The 25,867-nt window shown below is 68.7% G+C and carries 20 protein-coding genes; 5 read left to right on the plus strand and 15 right to left on the minus strand.

The window, feature by feature from the left end:
• Positions 1 to 41: 41 nt before the first annotated feature.
• On the minus strand, positions 42 to 920 hold the full coding sequence (locus AB0C96_RS37330; protein WP_362923984.1) for an SDR family oxidoreductase: 879 nt from the start codon (positions 918 to 920) through the stop codon (positions 42 to 44).
• A 97-nt stretch (positions 921 to 1,017) separates the two neighbouring features.
• On the opposite strand from AB0C96_RS37330, the gene AB0C96_RS37335 reads away from it, so the two are divergent.
• Positions 1,018 to 1,593, plus strand: coding sequence for a helix-turn-helix domain-containing protein (locus AB0C96_RS37335; RefSeq protein ID WP_362923985.1), 576 nt, complete (start codon positions 1,018 to 1,020; stop codon positions 1,591 to 1,593).
• Positions 1,594 to 1,732: 139 nt separating this feature from the next.
• Here the strand turns inward: AB0C96_RS37335 and AB0C96_RS37340 are convergent, their stop codons facing one another.
• Complete coding sequence (locus AB0C96_RS37340) at positions 1,733 to 2,140, minus strand: RidA family protein (RefSeq protein WP_362923987.1); 408 nt, start codon at positions 2,138 to 2,140, stop codon at positions 1,733 to 1,735.
• Between the two features lie 112 nt (positions 2,141 to 2,252).
• On the opposite strand from AB0C96_RS37340, the gene AB0C96_RS37345 reads away from it, so the two are divergent.
• Together AB0C96_RS37345 and AB0C96_RS37350 are read left to right on the plus strand one after the other, a co-directional pair.
• Positions 2,253 to 2,630 carry a helix-turn-helix domain-containing protein gene (locus tag AB0C96_RS37345; protein ID WP_362923989.1) on the plus strand — a complete coding sequence of 126 codons (378 nt, stop codon included), beginning with the start codon at positions 2,253 to 2,255 and terminating at the stop codon, positions 2,628 to 2,630.
• 260 nt (positions 2,631 to 2,890) lie between these two features.
• Complete coding sequence (locus AB0C96_RS37350) at positions 2,891 to 3,148, plus strand: hypothetical protein (protein ID WP_362923991.1); 258 nt, start codon at positions 2,891 to 2,893, stop codon at positions 3,146 to 3,148.
• Between the two features lie 114 nt (positions 3,149 to 3,262).
• On the opposite strand, the gene AB0C96_RS37355 is transcribed toward AB0C96_RS37350, so the two are convergent.
• Together AB0C96_RS37355 and AB0C96_RS37360 are read right to left on the minus strand one after the other, a co-directional pair.
• On the minus strand, positions 3,263 to 4,039 hold the full coding sequence (locus AB0C96_RS37355) for a hypothetical protein (protein WP_362923993.1): 777 nt from the start codon (positions 4,037 to 4,039) through the stop codon (positions 3,263 to 3,265).
• 145 nt (positions 4,040 to 4,184) lie between these two features.
• Positions 4,185 to 4,892 carry a TetR/AcrR family transcriptional regulator C-terminal domain-containing protein gene (locus tag AB0C96_RS37360; RefSeq protein WP_362923994.1) on the minus strand — a complete coding sequence of 236 codons (708 nt, stop codon included), beginning with the start codon at positions 4,890 to 4,892 and terminating at the stop codon, positions 4,185 to 4,187.
• A 103-nt stretch (positions 4,893 to 4,995) separates the two neighbouring features.
• On the opposite strand from AB0C96_RS37360, the gene AB0C96_RS37365 reads away from it, so the two are divergent.
• Positions 4,996 to 5,415, plus strand: a complete 420-nt coding sequence (locus AB0C96_RS37365) for an ester cyclase (protein WP_362923996.1) — start codon at positions 4,996 to 4,998, stop codon at positions 5,413 to 5,415.
• 84 nt (positions 5,416 to 5,499) lie between these two features.
• Here AB0C96_RS37365 and AB0C96_RS37370 read toward each other — a convergent pair whose 3' ends face one another.
• Positions 5,500 to 6,042 carry a DM13 domain-containing protein gene (locus AB0C96_RS37370; protein WP_362923998.1) on the minus strand — a complete coding sequence of 181 codons (543 nt, stop codon included), beginning with the start codon at positions 6,040 to 6,042 and terminating at the stop codon, positions 5,500 to 5,502.
• A 276-nt stretch (positions 6,043 to 6,318) separates the two neighbouring features.
• Positions 6,319 to 6,948 carry a TetR/AcrR family transcriptional regulator gene (locus tag AB0C96_RS37375; RefSeq protein ID WP_362924000.1) on the minus strand — a complete coding sequence of 210 codons (630 nt, stop codon included), beginning with the start codon at positions 6,946 to 6,948 and terminating at the stop codon, positions 6,319 to 6,321.
• 74 nt (positions 6,949 to 7,022) lie between these two features.
• Between AB0C96_RS37375 and AB0C96_RS37380 the strand changes: the two genes are divergently transcribed.
• Entirely contained in the window at positions 7,023 to 7,871 is an 849-nt protein-coding gene (locus AB0C96_RS37380) for an oxidoreductase (RefSeq protein WP_362924002.1), read from the plus strand.
• 292 nt (positions 7,872 to 8,163) lie between these two features.
• Here AB0C96_RS37380 and AB0C96_RS37385 read toward each other — a convergent pair whose 3' ends face one another.
• The 9 genes from AB0C96_RS37385 to AB0C96_RS37425 all read right to left on the minus strand — a co-directional run.
• On the minus strand, positions 8,164 to 8,430 hold the full coding sequence (locus tag AB0C96_RS37385; protein WP_362924004.1) for a hypothetical protein: 267 nt from the start codon (positions 8,428 to 8,430) through the stop codon (positions 8,164 to 8,166).
• A gap of 1,255 nt (positions 8,431 to 9,685) precedes the next feature.
• Positions 9,686 to 10,309: a histidine phosphatase family protein gene (locus AB0C96_RS37390; protein ID WP_362924005.1), complete on the minus strand. Its 624-nt coding sequence runs from the start codon at positions 10,307 to 10,309 to the stop codon at positions 9,686 to 9,688.
• 106 nt (positions 10,310 to 10,415) lie between these two features.
• Positions 10,416 to 10,913, minus strand: a complete 498-nt coding sequence (locus AB0C96_RS37395) for a DUF1003 domain-containing protein (protein ID WP_362924007.1) — start codon at positions 10,911 to 10,913, stop codon at positions 10,416 to 10,418.
• Between the two features lie 1,116 nt (positions 10,914 to 12,029).
• Positions 12,030 to 12,308, minus strand: coding sequence for a heavy metal-binding domain-containing protein (locus tag AB0C96_RS37400; protein WP_362924037.1), 279 nt, complete (start codon positions 12,306 to 12,308; stop codon positions 12,030 to 12,032).
• A gap of 83 nt (positions 12,309 to 12,391) precedes the next feature.
• On the minus strand, positions 12,392 to 14,431 hold the full coding sequence (locus AB0C96_RS37405; protein ID WP_362924009.1) for a discoidin domain-containing protein: 2,040 nt from the start codon (positions 14,429 to 14,431) through the stop codon (positions 12,392 to 12,394).
• 18 nt (positions 14,432 to 14,449) lie between these two features.
• Positions 14,450 to 18,472, minus strand: coding sequence for a discoidin domain-containing protein (locus AB0C96_RS37410; protein ID WP_362924011.1), 4,023 nt, complete (start codon positions 18,470 to 18,472; stop codon positions 14,450 to 14,452).
• Positions 18,465 to 20,738, minus strand: a complete 2,274-nt coding sequence (locus AB0C96_RS37415; protein ID WP_362924013.1) for a hypothetical protein — start codon at positions 20,736 to 20,738, stop codon at positions 18,465 to 18,467. The genes AB0C96_RS37410 and AB0C96_RS37415 overlap by 8 nt, the downstream gene beginning before the upstream one ends.
• Before the next feature lie 13 nt (positions 20,739 to 20,751).
• Positions 20,752 to 25,002, minus strand: coding sequence for a DUF6603 domain-containing protein (locus AB0C96_RS37420; protein ID WP_362924015.1), 4,251 nt, complete (start codon positions 25,000 to 25,002; stop codon positions 20,752 to 20,754).
• Between the two features lie 94 nt (positions 25,003 to 25,096).
• Positions 25,097 to 25,867 (minus strand): hypothetical protein (locus AB0C96_RS37425; RefSeq protein WP_362924017.1); only part of this gene is annotated, 771 nt, incomplete at its 5' end.

The raw sequence follows: 25,867 nt of genomic DNA on the forward strand, positions 1-25,867 counted from the left end.
ACCGCCGGCACGGTCCCGCCTGTGACCGTGCGGTCGGCGTCTCAGGCGAAGTAGTGGCCTTCGTCGAGGTCGGCGACGAGCCCCGGTTGGACCGGCCGCCAGTCGAGCAGTGCGCGCGTGGCCGCGCTGGACGCAGGCTGGTCGACGGCCAGGATTCCGCCCAGGAAGCCGAAGTCCTCGGCAGGGGCGGAGCCCGTCGGCAGGTCCAGGTGGCGGCCGATCGCCGCGGCGATGTCGCGGACCGGCACGCCCTCGTCGGCGACCGCGTGCAGTACGGACCCCGCCGGGGCGTGTTCGAGCGCGAGGCGGTACAGGCGCGCGGTGTCCCGGACGTGCACCGCCGGCCAGCGGCTGGAGCCGTCGCCGACGTAGCCGGAGACGCCCTTGTCGCGGGCGGTGGCGACCAGGCGCGCGACGAAACCGGCATCGCCCGCGCCGTGCACCGTGCGGGGCAGCCGCACGACGGACGGGCGCAGGCCGCGTGCCGCCGCGGCGAGAGCCGCCTTGGCGTTCGCGTCCCGGCCCTCCCCGAGCGAGCCCGGAACAGGGGCGTCGTGCTCGGTGGCAACCCGCCCGGGTGCCACGGGCGTCCCGGCGGTGACGACCAGGGGCTTGCCGGAACCTTCGAGGGCGTCGGCGAGCGTCTCGATCGCCCGGGCGTCGGCCCGTATCGAGGCTTCAAACCGGGCGAAGTCGTGGATGAACGCGAGGTGGACGACCCCGTCGCAGTCGGCGGCGCCGGCGCGCAGGGCGTCCAGGTCGTAGAGGTCGCCGCGGACCGGCTCCGCTCCCATGGCGGCGACCGCGGCGGCCGAGGAGTCCGATCTGGCCAGGCCGAGGACCTGGTGACCGGCACCGATGAGCTCGGGGACGACCGCCGAGCCGACCCAGCCCGACGCACCCGTGACGAATACCCGCATGGCAGTGAACCTCCCATAGTGATGTCAGCACTGATGTCAGTGACTGTCTTCACCGTAGCGTGCGATGTCAGTCACTGTCATCAGGTATCGTCGGGCCATGGGTCGATGGGAGCCGAACGCACGCGGCCGGCTGGCGCAGGCAGCGCTGACGCTCTACGCCGAGCAGGGGTTCGAGAAGACGACGGCGGCGGAGATCGCCGCGCACGCCGGACTGACCGAGCGGACCTTCTTCCGCCACTTCGCCGACAAACGCGAAGTGCTCTTCTACGGCACGGAGATGGCGCGGGACCTGCTGGTACGCACGGTCGCGGACTCGCCGGCCGGCGCGACACCGGTCGACGTGGTGGGCGCCTCCCTGGAAGCCCTGGGCACCCAGCTCCAGGAGAACCCCGAGCGGGTCAGACTGCGCGACGCCGTCGTATCGGCCAACGCCGAGCTGCGGGAACGTGAGCTGGCCAAGCTCGCCGCGCTGGCGGAGGCCCTGGCCGAGGCGCTGCGCGGCCGCGGCATGTCCGAGCCGGCCGCGCGCCTGGCCGCCGAGACCGGGATCGCCGTGTTCAAGGTCGCCTTCGCGCGCTGGATGAGCGAGCCCGGACCAGCGGACCTGCCCGGCATCATCCGCGCGTCGACCGACGAACTGCGGAAGATGCTCGCGACCCGCGCAGCTGCCTGAACCTGATGGGCGGAGCACCCGTCAGGCGCCACCAAGCGGGGCGGAGCGCCTGACCACAGCCTTGGGCGTGCACGACCGCCCCGGCCGCAGACGGCCACCATCGCCTTCCGCAAACAGTCCCGGGGCGAAGAGCGCCTGCTCAGTCGATGATCGCGGTGGCTTCGACCTCTACCAGGTGGTCGGGTACGTCCAGTGCCGCGACGCCCAGCAGCGTGGCCGGCGCTGCCGGAGCGACCCCCAGTTCTGCGGCCGCCCGGGTGATCCCCTCCATGAGCTGGGGCATCTTGTCAGGGGTCCAGTCGACGACGTAGACGGTCAGTCTCGCCACGTCGTCGAAGGAGCCACCTACCTCGGCCAGTGCGGTACCGATGTTGAGGAAGCACTGCTCGACCTGAGCGGCGAGGTCGCCTTCGCCGACGTTGACCCCATCGGCATCCCAGGCGACCTGCCCGGCGATGTGGACCAGCTTCGTGCCGGTGGCGATCGAGACCTGCCGGTAGGCGTCGATTTCCGGCAATCCCTTGGGGTTTACCAGGGTGATGGCCATGCTGTCTGCCTCCATTGAGATGAGAGCCGCTCTCTTGTGGTTACTCGGAAACCGTAGGAGAGTGGCCGCTGGCGTGGAAGAACGCACTTTTCGGTGACTGGAGAACCTGACGGTGACCAAGCAGCTCAGCGGCTCGCCCGAGGACGCGGATCTGAGGCGCGCGGACTCTCTGGCGCGGGAGATCTTCTCGGACGTCGCCAACAAGTGGGCGCTCCTGATCATCGAGTCCCTCGGTGAACGCACCCTGCGCTTCAGCGAGTTGCGGAACGAGATCGAGGGCGTCAGCCACAAGATGCTCACCCAGAACCTGCGCATGCTGGAGCGCAACGGTCTGATCGAGCGGACGGTGTACCCCGTGGTGCCGCCGCGGGTCGAGTACACCCTCACCGAGCCGGGCCAGGCCCTGCGGGTGACGATCGACGGACTGTGTGACTGGACCCACCGGTACCTCGGTCACATCGAGGCATCCCGCCACCGCTTCGACGCCTGACGGGCCGAGGACTCGCCTGCCGGGCAGCCGCAGGCGCCTTTGGGCGGGTCCGCTGCTCGGTCAGGAACGGATGAGCGGGGTGGTGCCATCGGCTGCGGGCTTGGGGTTGAGGAGACCTTCGCGCAGACGGTCCGGCCGGGTGTGGACGGTCGGCAGAAGCAACCGTTCCGGGTGTGCGGCGGTCCTCCCGGGCGTGGCGCTCAGAGGGCAACGACCTCTGTCGATTCGTAACCGGTACACGGACTGGAAAGGCGCACTCCATGGAGCGAGATCCCAACCTCTGCCTGGACGTTCCGGAGGGTTTCGACGACTCGGACGCTGAGACCGGGGTGCACCCCGTCGCCAGGAAGCTGTTCCCCGCCACAACTGCCGCGGACGCCTTCGCGAAAGCTCATGAGTGGGTGCGGGAACACAGAATTCGCCTGGTGGACGTGTCGTGGGATCTCCTCCACGACGAGGACGAGCCGCACTGCCTGAGCATCTATTTCACGTTCGAGCTGGATCCTGAAGACACCTGACCACGACGGTGCAGTTCGTCTGGATCAGCCGGTCGCCGGTCCGGGGTTCGAGCGGTGGCACGTGCTGTCGGCGCCGTCGTTGATGTTCGGGACCGAGAGGAGCGGCTCGGGCGGTCACTTCCGGCGGGGGACGGTGAAGTAGTCGTGCCCGGAGGAGTCCCAACCACCGAGGCTGAAGGACAAGACGATGCCGTACCGGGCCCGCGCGGCCCGGATGCTGATCGGGGCCTCCGGGGTGGTCGAGCAGCGCTGGTAGATCCCGCCGGACCCGGCCTCGGGGCACGGCGCGGGCTCCTCGACCCGATGCGGGAGCGGCATGTCCGGCCGGTCCCAGTCGATCCGGAGCCCCTGGGCTTCGAGCGCCGGCGCGGGCATCAGGAGGCCGTCAGGGTACCGACCGCGATCACGGTGGTAGGCGAGCGCGTAGGTCACGGTGCCGGCCGCGTGCGACAGGGCCCGCCCCTCGCTGCCTTGTGGCCCCCAGGTCGCGATGCCGGCCGCGCGAATCCGTGGCAGTACGTCGGTGATTTCTTCCCGGACGCCGAAGTAGGCGACGGCCCGCATGGTGCATGTGAGGAGGTACGGAGACCGGTTGCCCTCGAAGATCGAACCGTTGTAGGGCCTGGAACAGGAGTCGGTGAAGCGCGTGAGTACGTGCTCCAGGCCCTCGACAGCGCTCAGGTGCTTGATCAGGGCGCGCATCTTCTGCTCCTCCACCGCCCTGCGCGACTCCGCTCCGCGTGACGTGGCATGCGTCCGCAGCTCCTTCTCCGACGGCTCGCGGGAGCACGCGGCTGTCAGCCCCACCAGGGCGAACGCCGCAAGCAGTCCACCGGCCCGGGCGCACCGCCCGCGGGCTCGGCGCCACCGGGCCGCCACCCTCCCCTTCATCGCACACCTCCGCATCCACCTTTCGGCGAGACGAGGACCAGGCGCATGAGTACGGGTACTCAGATTCCGCCGCTTCTGCCGCGGTTCCTCGCCGACCCCGCCGGTCTGGCGCGGGCCGGCGCGGGCGCGGTGGCCGGCCGAGTACCTAGTCGAGTACGGCGCCGAAGCCGTTGACCAGCGCGTTGACGGCGAAGTCGAACCGTTCGGCGTCGTCTACCCCCGCGCCGCTGCGGGCGGCCTCGGTGAGCAGCGGATAGCGGGCTGCGTCCAACTCGGCCAGCCAGGCGGGGGAGCCGGGGGAGTCGGCCCGGGCGATCTGTGCGGCTTCGGCAGCGGTGTGGCTGACGACGAAGAGCGAGAGCGTGTTGAGGGCGTGCACCGCTGCCCCCAGCGGAAACCCGGACGCCGTCAGGGCCGTCAGACCGTGTTCCACCGCGTCGAGCGTTGCCGGGGTCACCGCCGGGCGGCTCGCCGCGATGGGGAGCACGCCCGGGTGGCGCAGCAGCGCCTGGCGCAGCGCGACGGCGTATGTCCGCAGCAGTGCGCGCCAGTCGGCACTCCCCGCGCCTGCGTCCGCGCCTGCGTCCGCGTCCGCGCCTGCGTCCGTGCCTGCGTCCGTGCCCTCGCCAGGGAACGGCAGTGCCTGGGCGAACAGCCGCTCCACCAGGCCGTCCAGCAGGGCGTCCTTGTTGGGCACGTAGTGATAGAGCGTCATCGCCTCCACGTCCAGCTCGGCGCCCAGCCGACGCATCGTCAACGCGCCGACCCCCTCCCGGTCCACCAGTGCCAGCGCGGCGTCCAGTACTCGTGTCCGGGTCAGGCCCGCCCGCTCGCCGCGCGTCCGCTTCCCCATGGTGGCTCCTCCGGCCGCTCTTGTTTTTTTTACAACGTAAGTCTAGCTTGGCACGCGAAAGCTTCTTACGGCGTAAGTTTTGGGGGAATCGATGCTGGCACCGATGGCGAACAAGCAGGTCGTCGAGGGTTTCTTCCGGGCCGTCAACGATCGGCGACTCGACGACCTGTCGGCGTACATGGCGCTCGACGTGATCGACCACAACAAGATCATTTTTGGCGAGGCGGACGAGCCCGGCGCGGCCTTCGACGGCTTCCGCCAACAGCTCGACGCCTTCGGCGAAGGCACGATGCGCCCGGACGCGCTGGCCGCCGAGGGCGACACCGTCGTCGCCCGACTGACCGTCACCGGCACCCACACCGGCTACCACCCCCGGATGCCCGAGCCCACCAACCGCTCCTGCGAGGTCGAGCAGATCTGGTGGTTCACCGTCATCGACGGCAAGATCTCGGAGATCCGCGCGGTCAGCGACCGCCTCGGCATGTTCCTCCAGCTCGGCTGGCCCTGGCCGACCGCCGACTGAGCGGTCATGGAATCCGCCGCGCCGCAGCAGGGCGGCCGGGAGGCGGCCGGTGGTTCTCGCATTCCGAGGCGGGTTGCCGCTGTGTCAGCCCGCAGCGGGAGCGAGATTCGCGGCGCCGAAGGGGACCGAGAACCGTGCGCACCAGATCACGGCGGAGCGGAACTTCGACAGGTCCGTGCCGTTCGGGACGGCGTAGTTCTGGTTGCCGAGGTTGCCCTTGAGCTTCCCCAACTCGACCGCCCCGGCGCCGAGTCCCGTCGTCACCGCGCCGGCGTCCCGGGGGGAGAGGTAGACCCGTACGTCGGGCCCTTCCGAGGTCTTGAGGTCCTCCAGCCGCAGCACCTGGCCGCCGTCCGCCAGTCGCACGGTGCGGGCGGTGCCGCTTGTGGTGTGCTCATGTGTGACGAAGCGACCCTCGGCGAGGTCCCGGGGCGCTGCCGGTCGGGCAGTGGAGGTTCCCGACTCTCTCATCGAGGGTGCGGAGGCACTCGGCAGCGCCTCGTCCACGGTGGTGCTGGTGAACGCCTTCCACGGCTGGAAGAGGTAGAGCCCGAAGCCGGCGGCGAGCAGCAGCCCGACGAGGGCGGGCGCGAGGGTACGGCGGGACAGGCGAAAACGGCGCGGCACAAGGGACTCCTGTTGCGGGGCGGGGCGACCCGGCGGCCACCCCCATCGTCATGCAGCCCAGGAAACCAGGCTTGGCCCCGCCGGGGACCGCTGCGGAGTCCCCCGTAAGCCTCCGGTAATCACCTCCCGTGGCGCGGACCGGAGGTGGGCCCCTTCCCACAGCGCCGAACAGGGTGGACGCCCTCGTACGTAGGAGGTAAATGCCCTCACCTATGACCGCGGTTGCCGGTCCTGGTGTCGAGCCGCAGACGCGTGGGCATGGCCCATGAGGCTGGGTCAGGGTTCAGGGGTCGGGAGCGTGCGATGCCAGACTTCCGTGCAGGTCCGCGCCGCCGCCGGAAGTTGTTCGGGGGAGTGGACAAGGGCCCGGTAGAAGGTTCGCTCCGTCATCCAGCACAGCGCCTCCGCGAGAGCCGGCGCGTCCGTGGGGGCGGGGCCGTCCGGCAGGCCGCCGCGGAGCAGGATCGTGGTCATGCCCCGGACGAAGTCGTCGACCGTGGACGACCACAGGGCGCCGATCTCGGGGATGACGGCCGAGTAGTCGACGGCGGTGCGCATGACCCGGCCGTGTTCGCGCCACATGCGCTCGGTTTCGCCAACTGCCTGTGTGATGGCGTCGCGTGGGGCGAGGGTGGCGTCGGTCGTCGGAAGGAGCGCTTCCCCGCGCAGGGAGTCGAGGGTGCGTGCCACCAGTGCGGTGAGTACGTCCTTCTTCGAGCCGAAGTAGAAGTAGAGCGAGCCGCGGGAGATGCCGGCGCCCGCTGCGATGGCCTCCACGGTCATGGCCTCCACTCCCACCTTCTCCAGGAGCGCCTCCGCGGTATCGAGGATCGCCTGCTCGCGGAGGTCCCCCTTGCGCGGTGCCTCCCGCTGCCTCCTGCCCGTCCGGGGCCTGTCCGTCACCATGGGCCGAGGTTACCGCCCTCCCATGAAAATCTACGTGATGCAGAACAAAATCTGCGTTGTGTAGATTAGAAGGCATGGTGAAACGATTCCTGATCACAGGAGCCAGCAGTGGCCTCGGCCGCGCCTTCACGGAAGGCGCGCTCCGGGCCGGTCACACCGTCTGCGGTACGGTCCGCAAGCCTCAGGACGCCGTGGCCCTCGAAGCCCTGGCGCCGGGACGGGCGCATGCGCGCCTGCTCGACGTCACCGACGGCCGGCAGGTGTTCGAGGTGGTCGAGGACGTCGAGGAGAACCTCGGCCCGATCGACGTGCTCATCGCCAACGCCGGATACGGCCTCGAAGGCGTCTTCGAGGAGACCCCTCTGGCGCAGCTCAGGGAGCAGTTCGACGTCAATGTCTTCGGTGCCGCGGCCACGATCCAGGCGGTGCTGCCGGGCATGCGGCGACGCAGGCGCGGACATGTCCTTGCCGTGACGTCGATGGGCGGGCTGATGACCGTGCCGGGCATGTCGGCGTACTGCGGAAGCAAGTACGCCCTGGAAGGCATCCTGGAAGCGATCGGCAAGGAAGTGGCGGGCTTCGGCATCCATGTGACGGCGATCGAGCCGGGCTCCTTCCGCACCGACTGGGCGGGCCGTTCCATGGTCCGGGCGGAGCGTTCGATCAGCGACTACGACCAGCTGTTTGATCCGATCAGGGCGGCTCGGCAGACCGCCAGCGGCAACCAACTCGGCGATCCGGCCAAGGCGGCCGACGCCGTACTCACCGTGTTGGACTCTCCCGAACCACCGGCCCACCTCGTCCTGGGCTCCGACGCCCTGCGTCTGGTCACCGCCGGCCGCGCAGCGGTCGACGAGGACATCCGCACCTGGGAAGAACTCTCCCGTTCCACCGACTTCCCCGACGGCACCCAGATCCGCTGAGAGGTCGATTTCACCGTTGTCGCCGCCACCGACGCCGCACTCGACGGACAGACCGGCCTGCTCATCGGTCCCCAGGCCCACTCCGTCCCCGCCTTCCGCGAAAGCACCGAACTTCGTACGGCCGACGACGGGTTCAGGCTCAGCCGGCGACCGGCACCCCTTGGTGAGGGTCGGTGATCGTGTGAGCCGTGCATCCGCACTGCCGAAGTCCGGCTCTCGCAGCGCGGATTGACATGCGACGAGGATGCGTCCTGCTGACGGCACGGCGTAGCACGGGATCGATGTGCCGGAGTCAGCGCGTCTCGACGCCTCGGCGAAATGTGAAGGAGACGCTTCGAGGGTCCGACGCCTCGCTTGCGCCCGCGGGCGAAGTCTCCACCGCGCGCATGTCCTCATCTCTGCGCGCACCGGCATCGCCCTCTCCCCATTTCTCGCCATGGCTGAAGTAGGGGAGGGGAATGCCGGGGAGTCTGGGCCACTGGAACAACTGCCAGGGATAACGAGCCTGTGCCGACACGATGGTTGACTTACCGCTCGCCACGTCCGTCGTCATCTCCATCGAATCAGATGCTGATTGTTCGCCAGGAAGGACGAGTTCACTCTGGATGCGCGCCGCGTCGAGCGGTTGCTGCCGGACGAATTGTGGGCGTTCCGGGAGGTGGGCCTTCGAGGGTGGAGTGGTGCAGGCGGGGTGAGCTGGCCCTGAATCCGTTTGGCCTGAAAAGGGTTCGGGATTCGGAGAGCGACCAATCGCCACTTTGCGTACACGCAAAGTGGCGAATTTACGTGAACTTTCAGTCTGCTTCCGTTTGATTTCGGATCGCCGCACGGCGTAGCGTGGAATTGGTTCAACTGGAGAGGGTTGGGCCATCATCGGAGATCCAAGGAGGCGGAAGATGAGCTTCCGAAGCGTACTCCCTCTCAGGCGTTGGAACGACTGCGGTGGTTGGGGTTACGGCTACGGCGGACGTGGCTACGGACGTGGACGCGGCTTCTTTGGTCGTGGACGCGGATTCGGGCGCGGCTACGGAGGTGGACGCGGCTTCGGTCGCGGACGCGGATTTGGTCGCGGAGGCCGCTACTAGCGACGCCATGAGACAGCTCCGAGGCTGGTCCCCGATTGTGAGGGCCGGCCTCGCAAGTTGCAGCGAGACGGGGGCTGCGGATTGCGTCGAATCCCGCTCACGGCGCCTTCTCGGTTGGCGGTCTGAGGTGACATCCTGACTCGCGACCGACGGCGACGAGAAGCATCTTCGGGAAGGTGTGTCGTGGCCGTGTAGCGGATCGCTGTCGGTGGTCACATGATGAGCGCTCTCGTCGCTCGTGAATGCTGGTAGCGGTTTCTGTCATGTGGTCATTGTCATTGAGTACTACGGCGACAGCGGCGTGACCGAGTCTCATGTGTAGTGCAAACGCTGCGTGAGGCACTTGGGGCCACACGCAGCGTGCTTCCGGTACCTTCCCTACCAGAAATATTTAGTATTCCCCTCGACTGCTTGCATTGCAATACCAACGTGAGCGGCGTGCTTGGCATGGTTGTGGAAGTGCGGCTGCTGCGGTTTCTGGTAAGCGGCTTGATGGGGAGCAGCTCCGGACGCCATGCAGTGCGGAGCCAAGCCGCCGGACGAAGCGGGACGCCGGCTGCTGTCAGGTGAGGAGGCGGGCAACGCGGAGCGTCGCCGGGTGTGTGCCCGAGTCGAGCACGCCTTCGCCCGAGGAGCGCATGTGGGAGGCGGACCCTGCGATGGCGAGTTTGCCACGGATGGCGCGCTCGGCTGGCGCGAGTGGCCAGGGCGATGGCCCGGCGAGCGCATTCAGCTGTGCAGCTCGGGGGGAAAGCCCGTCCAACGCAACTCGGTGGGCAGATGGCGCATGTCGTTGGCGATGAGGACGGAGGCCGGCCGACTGGGCGCGTATCGGATGACCGTAAGTGCCGCGTTGCAGTAATTGAGGCCGAGCCAACGCCACTTCGGCGCGTGCATGGCGTCCCGGACGAGCCAGGCGACAAGGAAGTTGTGAGTGACGACCAGTTCGTGCCGGTCCTCTTCGCCCTCCACCGGTCCGGTGAACAGATCCAGCGCCTGGCGGGCCAGCGCCGGTCCGTGCTCCCGCTCCTCGGCAGCGGCACCGGCGAGAAAGCGAAGATGGAAGTCTGCTGATTCCTCCGGAAGTTCGCCCCTTTCTGGCATGTAGGGCACGTAGTCACCGGCAGCGACCGTGACGCGCAGCGGGACGTTCTTCAGTTGGTCGCCGATCAGGCGTGCGGTCGCCTCTGCCCGCGGCAGCGGACCGTGGTGAACAGCTGCGAAGGGGATGTCTCGGAGGCGTTGACCGAGCAGCGTGGCTTGCTGACGGCCGCCCTCGGTCAGCCGACTCTCGTCCGGCGATGCCTCGCCGTGCCGGACGAGATAGAGGTAACGGGTGGCCTTCCCGGTCATCTCGAACTCCCCTTCGCCCACTAGCGATCTTGTGCTTCGGGGGACGTTGCCTCCCTCAGTGCCGGTTCCCTGTGTCGGGCAGGGAACCGCGGGTGACGCCGGGTTGTCAGGCCTGGGGCCGTCGCATCTCGCTGTTCATCTTGGCCCGGCTCGTCGCGATGAGCTCCTGTGTCTGCCGCTCGATCTCTTCGGGGTCCAGGCCCAGGGCGCGCCCCAGGTTCGTCGACCAGACCTCCGAACGCACGCTGGCCTCGAAGTTGAGATCGGCCCGAACCGTGTCGCGTGCGGCCTGACGGTTCTGGCTGACCATGACGAACGTCGACAGGAAGATCGCCTCAAGGCTGACGATCATGGTGAGCAGCCCGAAGGGGAAGGGGTCGAAGACCGCGTCCTGCCCGAACAGCCCTTCGTTGATCAGGATCCAGCCGGTGAACCACACGATGTGCACGTACACGAAGACCATCGATCCCGCGAAGGCGGTGATCGCGTCCGCGATGTGGTCCTGCACACCGCGCCCACGCGCGAACAGTTCCTGCTCATGTGGGAGACGGGCGACGGGGTGCGGCCCACGACCACCCGCCGAACCGCCACGAGGCGACGTCATGCCATCATCCTGCACGCGGCGTGGGCAGCGGCGAAGGAGGAGCGGCCACTCGGCGCGTTGGCACTTCCGGGGTCGTGGGGGAGCGAGGACGCGCTCCCAGGTTCTGTCCACGGCCTACCGCCGTCGAGGGAGGCGGTGGGCGGTAGCGGCTCGGTCTTCGCCCCGTGCACGTTGCGCAATGACATGCGCACTCCCCAGGGCTGACCGGAAGCGATGCGCCAGGTTGTGCGGCGCTGACCCGGTCCATGGTTTTCCAGGGAGTCTGGCCGTATAGCCTGGAGAAATGCTGACAGAAGTCATGGCGACCCGCTATGTCGCGCCGTTGCGCGAGGGCGGATCGCTCCCGGGAATTGTCGAGGCCGACGATTTCGGCACTTACGTCATGAAGTCGTCTACCTAGCTGCCCTGACCTGGGGTGATGCGGTCATGTGTGTCTCTGACCTGCGGAGATGGATCTTTTAGCGTCTTCCGGGATCGTGCCGCGTTACGCAGCCGATTCTCCCCACGTGCTCTCCAGCGCCGCCCAAACTCCCCAGATTCTCCCCATGGGGCGGCCGCCGGCGGCTCGCTGGTCCGTGCCTGGTCCGGATCTTGGCCTCAACCACCGGATGCCGAGGAAGCTCTCAGGGCGATCCATCGCGGGCATCGCAGCATGTGCCTGGCTCATGCCCAACCGGGTGCGTGAGCGGTAAGACATTGGCAGGCCAACCGGCTGGCGGACGTCGTCTCCAGGCGCCTTTGCGTCACGGCATTGGCCTAGGTGGAACCATCTGGCACAGGTGGTAAAGACCGTCCAGAGGCGTCCACTTGATCCGGGGTGGTGGCATAGGCCCAGGTCAGGACCTTGTGGGCCAGGGCTGTCAGTGGTGTTGGTGAGATGTGTCGTGAGAGCGCGTGAGAGTTGAGGAGCCCCCGTCGGGCGGCGTCGACGGGAGCTCTGTGTGCGGCGGCGGACAGCTGTGGCTGTCCGGAGCGACCCCCGGAACGACTGGTTCATCCCCGAAGGGGTGCTGTCGATCACCGTCATGGCGAATGCATAGGAAGTTCGACACGGGGTCGTGGGAGGACATCAGCGCGGCGGCCTTACGTTTCGGTCGGGGGGCAGGAGGGGGGTGCTCAGTCGTCCAGGCTGAGCACCATCGTCGGACGCTCGATGACATGGTCGTCGCGCAGCGGCCGCACGGCCGTGCCGATGGCGAAGAACTCCGTGGTGTGCCCGCCCCAGCGGTGGTTGTGCGAGTTGAGCTGGACGCCCACGATGCCCTCCGCGTGCAGTTCCTCCGCCTCTCGCTGCATTCGCTCCATCGCCAGCTCCCGTGCGTCGTACAGGGCCTGCGTGTCCCCGCCCGTCGACGCGGTGCTGTGCCCGGCGTGCTGACCGTGACACCGATGCAGTCACATCAACGCGCAAGAACTGTGATCGTCACGCAGATGCGGTTGCAGTACTAACCCGAGCTTCACCAAATTGATATGACGAACTAAGACTTGGCTCCCACGTAGAACCTCCAGACATACAGGGTCCCTCCTTGGGGAGACCTCTTCTGAAAGGTCCAGCCCTTCCTGAGGGGTACGGTCGCTACTTCCCAGGCGTCAAGGCCGATCTCGAACAACATGTTTCCGCCGGACCAGGCGTTGATGAACTGCTTCTTGCTGCTTTCGTTCCTGACGGTGGCGATCATGTCGGCGTCAACGGTGAGCGAGTATGACGTTCCTTCCCATGTCGCGGACGTAACAGTGGGGAACAGGCCGTCTACCTTGCCAGCAAACAGGGCAGGGCCGTCGGCGTTGAAACGGCCCGTCTTGAGCCAGATGCGACCATCGGCCCCCGGGTCGACAGTGACGTTGCTCTTGGCGATCAGAGCCGCTCCGACTGTGAGCGTGTTGTCCGCGGCTGGTTGCGTGTCACTTTTCGCATCGATGGTGACGTTGCCCTTGGCGATGACCGGGCCGTTGATGGTAGTGGTGCGTCCGGGGGTGGACAGCTTGAGGTGGGCGGGGATGGTGACTGTCGGATAGGGTCCGGCGCCGTAGATCGTGCCGATCGTGATCGTGCCTTTCGAGATGTTGATCGGTGGATCGACTGTCTCGCCGCCTTGTTTCACGGGGCCCCGGAGTTCCCTGACCCTGAGGACCTTGCCTGGCTGGGTCACCGTCACATGCCCCTTCGCAAGGAGGTTCTCGCCGACTTCGAGAGCATTCTCGGCGGTGAGTTTGTTCATGACGCGGATCTCACCTGTGACGACGAGGTCTCCTTCGATCCGCACCGCGCCCTTCGTCGTCAGCGGGGTGTGGATGACAGTCTCTGTGGGGGTGATGGTGGCGCCGCAGGGCTCGGTGGTGATCTCGAAGGAGCGGATGGCGATGCGGTGTCCCTGCGCGGCGTTCATTTTGAGGTGCACGTAGCGGGCGGTCCACGCGATGGCGCCGCTCTTGTAGTCCGTTCGACCTGCTGGGATGGTGGTGTGCTTGTGCCATTGTGTGCGGTTGGTGGAGTACTCCAGGTCGCAGCTCGGGAGGGTGTAGCCGGTGGTCGCGCCGAAGTAGATTTCAATCTTGGTGATCTGGCGTTCGCCGCCGAGGTCGACCATGACCCAGTCGTCCACCTTGGGGTGGAGCGCGCTCCAGTAGTACGTGTCGCGGTTGCCGTCGGTCATGGAGGAGGGCAGGTGCCTTACGCCGTGCTCGTCGGTGGTGAAGCCCAGGTTGGTGGTGGCGGTGCCGGGGCCGTTGCCGATGTCGAGGGTGCCGTTGACGGCGATGTCGCGGGCGGTGAGGTCCGCGTTGATCACGGTGACGGCGGTGGTGAGGGTGTGCAGGATGAGGGCGCGGCCGCTGCGGGTGTTGACGGAAGCTTGCAGCATGAAGCCGGTGGTGCGGGTGAGTGCGGGGGAGCGCCAGGCGGTGTCGTTGATGCTGAGGGGCTCGGACAGGTCGTCCCAGTACATGCGGTAGTTGGTTCCGTGTGAGGTCTCCCAGGTGAGCAGCACGGAATCGCCGTTGTCCACCGCGATGTGGTCGGGGGTGAGGTTGCGAAGGTAGAAGCCCGGGGGTGTCTTGTTCACCTCGTGCGAGGTCGTCCGCGGGGGGTAGGGGCCACTTGATGTCGGTGATGTGAGTTCGGTGATCGTGATGTGTGCTGTGCCGATCTCCTCGTTCACGTCGAAGTCGGCGATGTGCAGGGTGAGTCGCGTTCCGGCGGAGATCTGGACAGCGGCGTTCGGCTCGAAGTGGACGGCCAGGATGGTGTCGTTCTCCTCCAGCCTCTCCTCGTGCGGCCAGGCGTCGGGCACGCTCGGGTTGTCACTTTCGAGCCTGGCCGTGATCGTCTTGTCGGTCGTCAGGTCCTCTTCACCCGTTCCGATCGGGATTCTGATGACGAAGCCGTCGCAGTACACAGGGGTGTCGGCGATCGCGGCGATCTCCAGCTTTCCCGGGCTGGGCTTGGTCGGCGTGCTCACCGAGATCGATTTCGGTTCCAGCGCGTAGGACAGCAGGGGCGGTTCGTTGGCGGTGGCCATGGTTGTGCTCCTTGCGGTTCAGTCGCGGCGCGGGCGCAGTTGGAGGTAGCCGGCACGGGCGGTGGGTACAGCGTCGTCGAGGTAGGCGGAGCGGTCGGCGGGCAGGATCGGCAGGCGTGCCCAGCCAGGGCCGTCGACGGTGTCGTAGGGCTCGGCCCAGGTCCAGTCGCCGAACCAGGCGGCGGGCCGGGGCATGACGAGCCCGTTGTCGCCGGCGTTGGTGGTGGCGCTGAAGGCGCGGATGGCCACGGGGCTTGATGCGTCGGCAGTGAACCGGATGCGGAGGTGCCTGGCGGGCACTGATGTGGTCGGGGTGTAGTGGATTTCCGCGCCGGCCACGAAGCTGTCGAGGACGGTCCACTCCTCGTTGTCTTCGTCGAAGAATTGCAGCTCGCAGGCGGGCAGTTGGCTCTCCCCCATGGCGTCGCCCGGATAGAGGTCGATCCGGTGGACGTCGCGCACCTGCTCAAGGTCCAGGGTGATCCAGTCGCCGCGGGTGGCGGGCGCTTCGCTGAGGTACCAGGTGCCGAGGTCGCTGTCGAGGAGGTTGGCGAGGCCGTACCCGGGGGTCTCGCCGAGGGCGTCGGAGGCGGTTGCGGTCTGGTTGCCGGCCCTGGTGGGGGCGAGCAGGGGGTCGAGCCGGAAGGATGCCTCGATCCTGGTCAGTGCCTTCTGGACCAGGTCGGCATCCAGGGCGAGGTCGGCCACGGGGAGGATGTCGGTGGTGGCGTGGACCGCCGTGTGCGGGTCGGCGAGCAGGGTGAGGTGGTGGACCTGCGACTCGCCGCTGGGTGTGGCTCGCAGGGCGAGGTCGGCGCCGGTGGTGATCGGGTTCAGGTAGGGGTCGCGTGGCGGGTTCTTCTCGACGGTGTTGAGGACGTCGTAGTGCGTGTCGCCGCCCGGCTCGGACCGGCTCGCGTAGTAGCCGATGAGCCCGTCTTCGAGCAGTTCGGCGTTGCCGAGCCGCACCGGCCACGTGTAGTCGGGGTAGTCCTCGTCATCCGGGTCGAGGATCTGTTGCCAGCTGGGGTTGGTCAGTGGCGGGCCCTGGAGCTGGATGGCGAGTTCGGCGCGGATCAGGGCGACGGGCCGCCCGATCAGGCGGGCCGGAGTGCGGTCGGCCTGCGCACTGGGATCGGTGACGCTCTCCAGGCTGTCGTTGATGGTGGTCAGCAGGTTGTCGAACGAGATCGGCCCGCTGTTTCGCAGGGCGACGATCATTTTGGACAGCTCCGGGTAGACGCCGGTGAACTCCTCGGGGCTGGCGTACGGCGCGTGGGGCAGCATGGTCCAGGTGACGCGTGCACCATCGCCGACCACTCGTAGTTCGCCGAGCGGGGAGCCGTCGGGCGCGTAGACGAGCAGGGTCTGGTCGAGGTAGTTGAGCATCAGCCAGCCGACGACCGGGGTCGCCGCGGGAACGTCGGCCGGCGGCAATCCGGCGTACCCGGCGCTGTCGGCTGCGCGGATCGGCGCCAGGCGGACCCGGGCCGGCTGCATGAGCCGCGGTGGTAGTTGGATGAAGCGGTGGTTGTTCGGCGGACGCTCCTCACCCTGCGGGACGTACAGCGGCTTACTGCGGTCGGGGAGCACGCTGGCGGCCGGGTAGGGCCACAGTGTTCCGGGGTCGTTGTTGGACATGAATGGGGCGGTGCGGCCGAAGCGGTCGATGATCTGGAGCCTGTGGAAGTAGAACTGGCCGGCACGTACCGGCTGGAAGCGTTCGTCGTTGGGCGGGTCGTTGGGCTGGCCGGGTGAGGGCACGCGCTGGGGGTCGCCGAGCAGCTGGGCGTCGGCGAGCGCGGCGGGCGGGATGAGCCTGGCGCCGCCGTCCTGGCGCAGCAACCAGTCGTTGAAGCCGTCCAGGGTCTGGGACACGACGTCCAGGTCGGCGTAGATGCCGAGCAGGGTGTCCAGGCCCTCGGTCTCGGCGGCGGAGTACGTCTGCAGGTAGCGGTGCACCTGTTGGCGCAGCACGTAGGGGCTTGTGGGGGTGAGGTAGGAGCGGCCGGTGAAGGCGGGCCACTGGTTCTCCGCGCCGTCGTGGGCCAGCGCTCCCTGGCCGGTCCACTGGTAGGTGCTGCCGTCGAAGGTCCAGTTGTCCCTGGCCCCGGTACGGAACGGGGTGGGGCAGTAACGGATCTCCCACTGCAGGTACATCGGATGCCATGGCTGCTGCCATACGCCGAGGTACGCGGGCGCCTGGCCCTCGATGGTGCCGGGATCGGACAGGGCGACTTCGAGGGCGGTGGCGGTGCTCCCGTCGATCCTGGTGAACGCCGCCTTGTCCAGCAGCGCGAACTCGTCGAGGAGCGTTGCGCAGATCGCGGGCAGGTTGGCCAGGGTCGGCCTGGGTGCCGCCGGGTCGGGCAGGAACGGCGGGAGGCCGTCGATCGTGATCGAGGCGAGGAGGGCCGAGGGGAGGCGGCACGGCAGCGGATCTTTGGGGTCGCGGCCGAGTGGCTGGCGGGTGCCGGAGCCCGCGATGGCGACGACCGGGTCGGCGGGGCTGTAGTAGGGGTCGCGGGCGGTGCGCTTGAGTTCGAGGTCGGTGGCGAGGCCGTGGGCTTGCGCGTAGGCGTTGATGGCGTCTTGCAGGGCCTCGGGGGTGTCGCGCATGGGCAGGGCGTCGGGGCCAACGGTCAGTTGGGTCATGCGGTCGAGGTATTCCCGGACCGTGTGGGCGATGGCTCCCTCGTTCTCGGGGTTGAGCTGCGCTTCGGCATCGTCGTTGAAGTCGTCCGGTCGGTCGTGGTGCGCTTCGGGCAGGTGCCGCAGCCACCACAGGTCCCACAGGCGGGCCCTGGTGCGGGCGAGCCGGTCGGCGAGGTCGTCGTACTCGGCTTGGGCGCGGTTGAGGTCGGCCAGCCAGTCGGGGACGGGCGCGGCGGGTCCGGGGTCGTCGCTGGGCCTCGGGACGATCTCCCAGACGTGGCCGCCCTCACTGCCGGCGTACCAGGCGCGGCGGGTGGCCTCGTCGAGTTCGACGGCGCCCTCGGGTAGGCCGTACGTCTCGATGGTGCCGGCGAACAGCGCCTTGATGAGCTCCCCGTCGAGGTTCGAGCGGGTTTGCCGGCGGACCAGCTCGGCAAGGGCGTCGGCAGTGCTGTGGCCGACGGCGAGCTTGAGGTCGGCGGGGCTGGTGGGTTGGGTGGAGTGCATCGGGCGGTTGTGACTCCAGCTGATGCCCAGTGAACTTCCGCAGCAACGCGTGTCCTTGAGAGCCGGCGTCGCGGACGGCGCGGTCCACTCCAGCGCGGCGAGCAGATCCTCCATGGTGGCGCCCTCGGGCAGCAGCCCGGGGATCTCCCTGGCCTTGGTCAGGATGTCCGCGTCCGCCCCCGAGTACCAGCCGACGACCAGGTAGCTCAGCTCGTTGTCGGCGACGTGGCTGTCGCCGGGGAGCTTGAGGTCCAGCAGGGTGTCGTGGAGACAGAACACGTTCTTGTGGTAAGAGGCGAAGGCGGCGAAGGCCGGTAGACCGGGCCCGACCGCGGTGAGGAAGAGCGGGTGACGGCCCTCGGGATCCGGGTCTGTCCAAGGACGGTCGTTCCCGTCGGTGTCCTGGAGCGGGTGGTTGCGGCCGATCATGTCCGTGTGCACAGGGACGGTCTCGCCGCTCGGACTGCGGTCGGTGATGTAGGCACTGGTGGCGTTGCCGAGGGCGCCTTCGTAGTCGCTGTTCTGCAGGTAGTCGCTGTGGACGACCCAGCCCACGGCGTGCCGCCGCCCCGCCTTGTTGGCGTAGCGGACCACCAGCCAGCGGTTCGGCACGAGGGGGAAGGTCGTCTCGCCGGTGGCCGGGTGGAAGTGGCCGCGGGAGAGTACCTCCGGCAGTTCCCACTGGATGTGGACGCCTGTGCCAAGGCTGGCGTAGGTGGGTTGCGGGGGCTCGGCGTCGGCGGCCCGCTCCAGCATCTGCCTGAAGGCCGGAGTCCAGGTGGCGTCGGCCGTGACGGTGCCGTTGACGACGAGGGTGTGCAGGCGGATCGGGACGATCAGCTCGCTGTCGGCGCTGGTGTTCAGGCGGGTGTCATTCACTGCGGCCTCCGGTGGCGGGCACCAGCTTCTGCTCAAGCGGCGAATTGATCATTTCGATGGCGAACTCGCCGGCGGTCAGCGGCTGCGGGTGGTTCAGCGCTGTGGTCAGGGCTGCGACGATGCCGCCGCTGTCGAGCAGGTTCAGGACGCCGTAGGGGTTGTCGGGCCGCAGGAATTCGGTGAAGACGGTCTTTCCCTCGGTAGCGGGCAGGGGCCGTCCGATGGGCTCGCCGCGGTCGTACTCGTTGTCAGGGACCAGGGCGCGCAGCGAGATCTTCCCCTCCGCCGTCGTGCCGAAGTGGATGCCTTCGCCGGGCTCGCGGATCACGATCGAGTCGGGGACGTCGTCGAACAGCAGGAGCAGCACGTCGGGGGCGGGGTGGTCGCGGCGCAGCTCGGTCAGCGGCCGGCCGTCGGCCGTGTAGGCGACGAGGTCGAACTCGGGCCAGGCGGGGACGAGCGCGGAGCGCAGCAGCAGCCCGGCCTTGGGCGCCTGCTCCTCGCCGGCGCGGCGGGCGCCGACAGCGGCGTGCAGGGTGGCCTCGAGCTGCTGGTCGAGGCCGGTGTGCAAGCCGACGCTGCGCGCGCCGTTGAGCAGGGCGCTGATCCAGCCGGGGTCGAGGCGGAACAGGCGCAGCGACTCGGGCGGCAGCATGCGCGGATCGGGCACGAGGTAGCCGAACGGGATGCCGTGCAGGGCGGCGGCGCGATCCAGCCAGGCGGGCATGCCGGCGGTGCGGTGGTCCGCGGTGCGGCGCAGGGCTGCCGCGCGGGCGCCCGTGCCGAGCAGCAGCCGCCGGTCGGCGCGACTCAGCGGGGTGGGCGGTGGCTCGGCGGGCATCGGGGCGCGGGACTGCGGCGCGGCCAGGGCCCGGGGCAGATCGCGGCTGTCGATGGCGAGGGTGCGCAGCCACCCGAGGCCCGGGCGCAGGTCGGTCTCGGCATCCGCGTGACTGCGGCCGGCCCTCGGCGTGGCGGCGCGGGCGCGGGCGGGATCGGCGGCCAGCGCCATCAGACCGACGGCCTGGTTCGACAGTTCGCGGCGGGCGCGGACGAGGTCGGCGCTGTACTCGGGGTCGGCCAGGGCCAGGGTGCGGCCCAGCGTCCAGGCGGAGGCGTAGCTGACGTCGTAGACGCCGTAGTCCTTGTCGTAGATCAGGGCGTGGTCGGCGGTGGTCTGGGTTTTCGGGTCCGCGTCATAGCCACGGGGGAGGTCCTGGACGGTGACGGGGGTGCAGGGGCCGCGGTACCAGGCGTAGCTGAGCTCACCGGACAGCAGCCGCTGCGGGACGGGCACGTAGCCCAGGCGCAGCCGCTCGCGGGCGTACTGCTCATCCGCGTCGGGGCTGCCGCCGGGATCGGCGGCCGGCTCCAGGCGCAGGGCCAGGCGTTCGGCGTCGAGGGCGCCGCGGGCGACCAGTGCCTTGAGCAGGCTGTGCGGGTCGAGGCGGCCGGTCGGGTCGTGGGTGAAGGACCAGGACCACAGTGCGGCCAGCCGGATGTGGGTGGCGCCGGTGGTGAACTCGCCCTTCAGCGGCCCGTCGTGGCCTTCGAGGGAGACCAGGTGCACGGTGCGCGGGCCGATCACGTCCAAGGGGAAGCGGTTGCCGGTGACGACGGCGAACGACCCGGGGGTGAGCACCTCGCCGCCGGCGCGGGCGGCCGGTTCGTAGACGTCGCGGACGTGGGTGAGGTGGTCCAGCTCGTCCTCGCGCGGGATCAGGGCCTTGAACAGGTCGATGGGCACGTCGATGGTGCGGCAGTTGGAGTCCCGGGTCTTGGGATCCAGGCCGTCCGGATCGATCGCCGGGGGCTGCACGCCTGAGTCTTCCGGTTTCGGCCGGCACAGTTCGGCGACGGTGCGGGAGGTCGCGATTCCCATGCCTTCGGGGTCATCCGGCAGTTCGCCGGCCTGGAACATCAGCAGGGCCATCCACGGAGCACGGGCCGCTCGCGACGACCACTTGACCTCGCGCTCCCACGGCAGGATGGACCGGTTGAGGGTGATGTGCGGCAGGACGGTCCGGTAGTTACCCGAGGACCCGGGCGGCGGGTACACCGCCTGTACCGAGGACTCGTCGAGGACGAACTGGACGGCCCGCACCTCGAATTCGGCCTCCACGGGGTCGATCCGGGCGCCGGGGGTGGTGATGTCGACGCCGCCCTGCGTCAGCTCATGCTCGGCGTGGACCTGGTACTTGCCGGCGGTCAGGCGGGGAGCCAGGTAGTCGTAGAACGTGATGTTCAGGTCGGGTCCGGTGGCCACGGAGGCTCCCTTGCTAGCGCGTGGTCGTGGTCAGTGGTGAGGAGACGAGGTAGTCGGGGGCCTTGTCGGCGTAGCGGGGCAGGGACGCACCAAAGGCGCCCGGGGCCAGGCCGAGACGGTGCAGAGCACGGTAGGCGCCCGCGCGGCGTGCCGCGGTGGACGTGTTCACGGTGCTGGCGATGGTCTCGATGCTGCCGGGGGTCGACAGGGGGACGGGGCCCTGCTTGCCGCCGTTGCGCAGCGGGGTGTGGCCGTTGGGCGTCACCTGGGTCACGGCGAGCGCGGCCGAGGTGACCGGCCCGATCTCGCCTGCGGTCTCGGGCAGCTTGACCTCGAACCGCAGCCCGGCCAACTGGTCAGGCAGCAAGGCCTCCTGGCCCTCGTCGAGAGCGTTGTCGGGCTTCGCCAGCGGGCGGCCCCACAGTGCCGCGGGGGCGCCGCGTTTGATCACTCCGACGGTCCAGTCGTCCTCCGAGATGACGTAGTCGGCGTCGCCGACCTTGGCGACGGTGACGACGAACTCGGAGCTGATGGAGGCGTCCTTGCGCATCGGCCGGATGCTGATCCTGCCGTCCGGCGCGGTCGCGTAGTCGGTGTCCTGGTTGAGGTGGATCGCGGTCGCCGGGATGACCGTCTCGACGGTGAAGACGAGCCCGGCGGCGGCGACCAGCACCGGGTCGCCGTCGGCTCGGCGGGCGGCGAGCTCGTCGGCGTCGATGTCGGCGAGCAGCCCCGCCACTGGGGTGATGCTGAGCGGCTCCGGGAGCTGCTCGTGGACCTCGGGCCACTGGGCGGCGTCCAGCTCCTGGGGCTTGGAACCGATGTCGAAGCTGAAGGAGACGAACCAGACCTTGACGGTGACCCGGCCGCCGAACGGAGGCGTCCGCAGCGCCAGGTCGATGCCGACCTCGATCGATACCCGGACCTTGACGAACCAGATCTTGATGGTGAACGCGACGCCGATGCCGATGCCCAGACGCGCGTCCAGGTAGAACGGCCGCCACTGGACCAGCACGTCCAGGTAGGCGGTGAACCAGGCGGACAGCAGCCCGGACGTGTAGGTCGCGGCCAAGCGGCCGCCGAACATGAGGGCGTGGGGGGTGAGGGCGGTGTAGCCCTCGGCCTTCACCATGATCTTGCTGTCGGGCGACCAGGTGAAACCGAGCCGCGCGGGGCGCGGGTAGTGCGGGTACTGCGTGGGCAGGTTCTCCTCGAGCATGGGGTGGTAGCCGCCGGCGCTGATGACGAAATCACCCGCGTGGATGCCGGCGGTCCAGATGTAGATGGCGATGCCGCCGGTGAGCCGACAGGCCGGGTCGAAGACGAACGAGCCGGCGCCCACCGCCACGTCCAGCGACAGCAGGCCTTGGGACTGCTGGTAGGCGAGCTTGAGGTCGATGTCGAGGCGGGCGTGGACCTTCTTACCCGGCTTGGTGTCGCGCGGGAAGGTCACCGAGGTCCGGCCGAGCAGCGCCAGCTTCAGGTCATCGCCGAACTCCGCCACCGCGAGTGCGCGCGTGGCGATGAACTTGAACAGGGTGAACTCCAGCCCCGCCGCACCCCAGTAGCGTCCTTCCGCGGGCCGCACCCACGCGGCCAGCGCCTCCAGAGCGTCCTGCGGGCTGTCGCCTGAGGGCCCGCCGGCCAGGTTGGCCACCAGCGGGAAGTCGCCCAGCTCCTCGATGGCCGGGATCCTCAGCGTGCTGTTGACCCCGAACCCGGCCGACACCGCGGTCACCGTGAACGGCGGCGCGGCGAACAGCGCGGCCCCGCCCGCAGCGGCGATTTCGCCGAACAGGAACACCGACGACCAGCCATCCACACTGCGGGCGTAGCTGCCAGCCGCCTGCATCGCGAAGAACCCGGCCTCCACCGTGACCATGCCCGCGATGTAGATCTCGAACTCGTCGTCCTCGCGGACCACGAGGGCGCCGGTGACCTTCAGCGGCGGCCGGTCGATGCGCAGCCCCGCGCCCTGCAACACTGGGGAGACGGTGAAGTCCTTGTCGATGCCCAGACCCAGGCCGATCAGGTTCAGGTCCGCCGGCCCGACCGAGAATGTCGCATCGAAGGCGATGAACAGCACGCCCTTGCGGTAGCCGAGGCTCACCCTGTGGATCCGGACCGGACCGAAGACCCGACCGATGTCCTGCGACGCCTCCTGGCTCCGCTTCAGCTCGCGCCCGAGAACGATGGCGTCCACGGGCGCCGACGTACCGGCCGCGAGGGCGCTTCCCGGTTTGGCGTCCAGGCGCAGGACCAGCGGCGACAGCTCTTCGCCACCGGCGCTCACCTGGGCCCAGGCCAGGATGCCGGGCGTCAGTGGCCCCTTCAGGAGTCGGGGCAGGCGCGGCGGGGATGCAGTATCGAGGAGGTTGAGCACCTCGTTGAGTCGTTCGACCTCGTTCTCGGTCCAGGCCTGTGGTGTGTAGCCGAACTGAATGCCGGTCAGGAGCAGGTCACAGTCGGCGGGGATGGCCTCGCCGACCAGGGGCAGCTGGGAGGCCCGCGCGGTGACAGCGCCGCGCACGGCCATCGTGTAGCGCCGCCCGGTTGGTTCGGTCGCCTGTGAGGCGACCATCCACCCCCACGATCCGCCGTGGGCGGTGATCACCAGCATGCGGTCGGCGACGTCGTAGTGGAGACCGGCCGCATCCAGTGTCGGGGTGAGCACCGCGGGCAGCTCGGGCAGCGTGAGCCCGAGGGCGTCGGCCAGCTCCTGCGCGGAGATGCCCGGTGTCCCCTCCCATGTGGCGGTCAGCGCGCGATCGCCGGCGCCCGAGGTGTAGTCGACCTTGAAGTCCAGGACACGCTGGTCATCGGCGACCGGCGGGACCGCGAGTTGCAGCCAGCCCGTGACCTGGGTCAAGGAGATGGCGCGATCCACGGTGATGGTGAGTTGGAGGACGGCGTCCAAGCCGGCGAGCGGCGTCAGCGCGACGCAGTTGATGCGCGCCTTGCCCGAGGTGTCCAGCTCCACCTGGAACTGAGACAGTTCCAGTCCCCGCAGCGACGCAGGGAAGTCCACCCTGAACACGTCCTGGAACCAGGTCACGAAGCTTTCGACGTCCACGTCGAACGCGCTGCCCGCGACCCGCCACACCGTCCCCGACCGGACGCCCTCCAGCACGACCGTGCTCTGGCCGATCGTGAACCGCCCCGTCAGGGTGGCGTCGGTGATGGATGAGCTGCCCTGGCCGCGAAGGCGAAGCTCCAGGCCTTCCAGCGCGACGCCTGCGATGGGAGTCCATGGCGTGTCCGTGGCCAGTGCCAGGGTCAGGCAGTAGGAGCGGGCCGGGATGTCGCACTCGACCCGCAGATAGTCCACCGTGACGGAGGACAGGTCGAGTCCGGTGCTGTCAAGATGGTCCGCGATCAGGTCCCCGATCAGGTCAGGCCGGGTGAGGGTGGCCGTCAGGCGTTGTTGCGGCAGCGTCAGGTCGGCGCGCAGCTCGTACCGTCCGGCCACCGTGAGTGTTGCGCCCATGCTGGCGGCGAGCTGCCACGAGCCATCCTCGCGCACCGCAGCCAGAAACAGGTCGTGGAAGGACTCCAGGACCAGGTACCCCTCGATGATCTCCCACCGGGTTCCCGGAGCCGCAGTGAGCACGATCCCGGCCTGATCGATCGTTGAGGTGTCGGTGGCGTATGCGGCCGACACCTCCTTGAGGCGGACTGCCGATAACACGTTCTCGATCTGGGGCGGGATGTCCAGGTCTGCCACCGGCAAACCTGTCAGGAGCGGTAGTTGGGCAAGCGCTTCCATTGATGCCAGTGGTACTGCGTTCGGCAGTCGCGCGGACAGCTGGTAGCGCTGGAGAACGCCGGGGGCCAGGACCGTCACATACGCGGTGGCAGGGCCGTCACCGGTGGGCACCGTGAAGGCCGCCCCGGGGCCGACGGTGTACGCGCTCCCGTCCGCGCACACCACCCCGGTCACCTCGTGGCCGGCGCTGAAGAGTACGACCGGCTCGGTGAAGCCCGCATCGCGCAGGAAGGTGAAGTCTCCCGCCGCCTCCGGCGGCTCCGTGATCAGCCAGTCGAAGCCCTCCGCCACGGCCTCGACGCCGACGATCACCTCGCCAGCAGGGTCGGTGAGGAACCGCAGGCACGTTGCCCGGGTCTGCCCGGCGAGGAGCGCCCGCCCCCGTACCTCCAGCCTCGGTAGGTCGCAGACGGCTTCCGAGACTTCCAGGGCTGACCCCGAACCGTAGGTTGCGAACAACTGATCTACCGCATCGATCGCGAACATCTGTGCAGGCATGGACAGTTCCGGCCCCGAGCCTGCGAGAAAGTTCCGCAAGTCGTCAGTACGCAGGCTCATCTCTCTCCTAAAGGCATATCGCGGTGCCGGGGACTCACTTGACGGGGTACACGGCCGTTCCCGGTTCCGGTCGCCGAAACCTCAGGCCCGGCGTTTCCGGTGAGAACCTGTCGTCAAGGACATGGAGGGGGGTCTGGCCGGCCAGGTCGGGAGCCGCGACGACAGCGAGCCAGCGTTGCAGGTGTTCGTCGAGGACCTTGAACAATGGCGTCTCACCCGGCAGCGCGGGCCGTCCCCACTTGAAGACCGCGTGGAGCGGTGCGGGGCCGAGCCCCGTGATCTCCAGATCAGGCTGGCTCGGTCCCGTTCGTTTCACCGGTTTGACGTCGAAGGCGCGCTCAGCGCTGCTGCGGCCGTGCAGTTCAAAGAGCAGTTTCGCCAGAGCGATCGGGTCAAGCGGAGCGGATCGTGGAACATCGCCGTAGTCGATGACACGTGTCGAGTCTCCAGACAGCGCGAACAGCAACATCGCTTCGTCACTGCCCCAGGGCTCGTCACTGCCAATGCTGTAGCCGTGCAGTAGGTGGGGCTGCACCTGGTCGTGGCAGATCGCGATCCATTCAGCCGGGGCGTGCCACAGCAGATTGCACAGCAGCACCCTTTTGTCCGGCGGCCGCTGCCCGCGTGTGACGTGGCAGTCGACCGGGGTCGTGGTCAGGCCGGTCAGTTCGAAGTCGTGGATCCCGACCGGCTGTGACTTGACCACTCCGAACGCTGGCTTTCCCCTGCCCCGCGCGTGCATGGCCACCAGCCGTGCTTTGAAGTCGGCGGCATCCCAAACCTCGCCCCCGGGGGCGACATCCGC

The organism is Streptomyces sp. NPDC048506 (assembly GCF_040651315.1).
Taxonomy (GTDB): Bacteria; Actinomycetota; Actinomycetes; order Streptomycetales; family Streptomycetaceae; genus Streptomyces.

Bases quoted from the DNA above. Each gene is read 5' to 3' on its own strand.
- AB0C96_RS37330 (WP_362923984.1), bottom strand. From the start codon at position 920: ATGCGGGTATTCGTCACGGGTGCGTCGGGCTGGGTCGGCTCGGCGGTC.
- AB0C96_RS37335 (WP_362923985.1), top strand. From the start codon at position 1,018: ATGGGTCGATGGGAGCCGAACGCACGCGGCCGGCTGGCGCAGGCAGCG.
- AB0C96_RS37340 (WP_362923987.1), bottom strand. From the start codon at position 2,140: ATGGCCATCACCCTGGTAAACCCCAAGGGATTGCCGGAAATCGACGCC.
- AB0C96_RS37350 (WP_362923991.1), top strand. From the start codon at position 2,891: ATGGAGCGAGATCCCAACCTCTGCCTGGACGTTCCGGAGGGTTTCGAC.
- AB0C96_RS37355 (WP_362923993.1), bottom strand. From the start codon at position 4,039: ATGAAGGGGAGGGTGGCGGCCCGGTGGCGCCGAGCCCGCGGGCGGTGC.
- AB0C96_RS37360 (WP_362923994.1), bottom strand. From the start codon at position 4,892: ATGGGGAAGCGGACGCGCGGCGAGCGGGCGGGCCTGACCCGGACACGA.
- AB0C96_RS37365 (WP_362923996.1), top strand. From the start codon at position 4,996: ATGGCGAACAAGCAGGTCGTCGAGGGTTTCTTCCGGGCCGTCAACGAT.
- AB0C96_RS37375 (WP_362924000.1), bottom strand. From the start codon at position 6,948: ATGGTGACGGACAGGCCCCGGACGGGCAGGAGGCAGCGGGAGGCACCG.
- AB0C96_RS37380 (WP_362924002.1), top strand. From the start codon at position 7,023: ATGGTGAAACGATTCCTGATCACAGGAGCCAGCAGTGGCCTCGGCCGC.
- AB0C96_RS37385 (WP_362924004.1), bottom strand. From the start codon at position 8,430: ATGGAGATGACGACGGACGTGGCGAGCGGTAAGTCAACCATCGTGTCG.
- AB0C96_RS37390 (WP_362924005.1), bottom strand. From the start codon at position 10,309: ATGACCGGGAAGGCCACCCGTTACCTCTATCTCGTCCGGCACGGCGAG.
- AB0C96_RS37395 (WP_362924007.1), bottom strand. From the start codon at position 10,913: ATGACGTCGCCTCGTGGCGGTTCGGCGGGTGGTCGTGGGCCGCACCCC.
- AB0C96_RS37405 (WP_362924009.1), bottom strand. From the start codon at position 14,431: ATGGCCACCGCCAACGAACCGCCCCTGCTGTCCTACGCGCTGGAACCG.
- AB0C96_RS37420 (WP_362924015.1), bottom strand. From the start codon at position 25,002: ATGCCTGCACAGATGTTCGCGATCGATGCGGTAGATCAGTTGTTCGCA.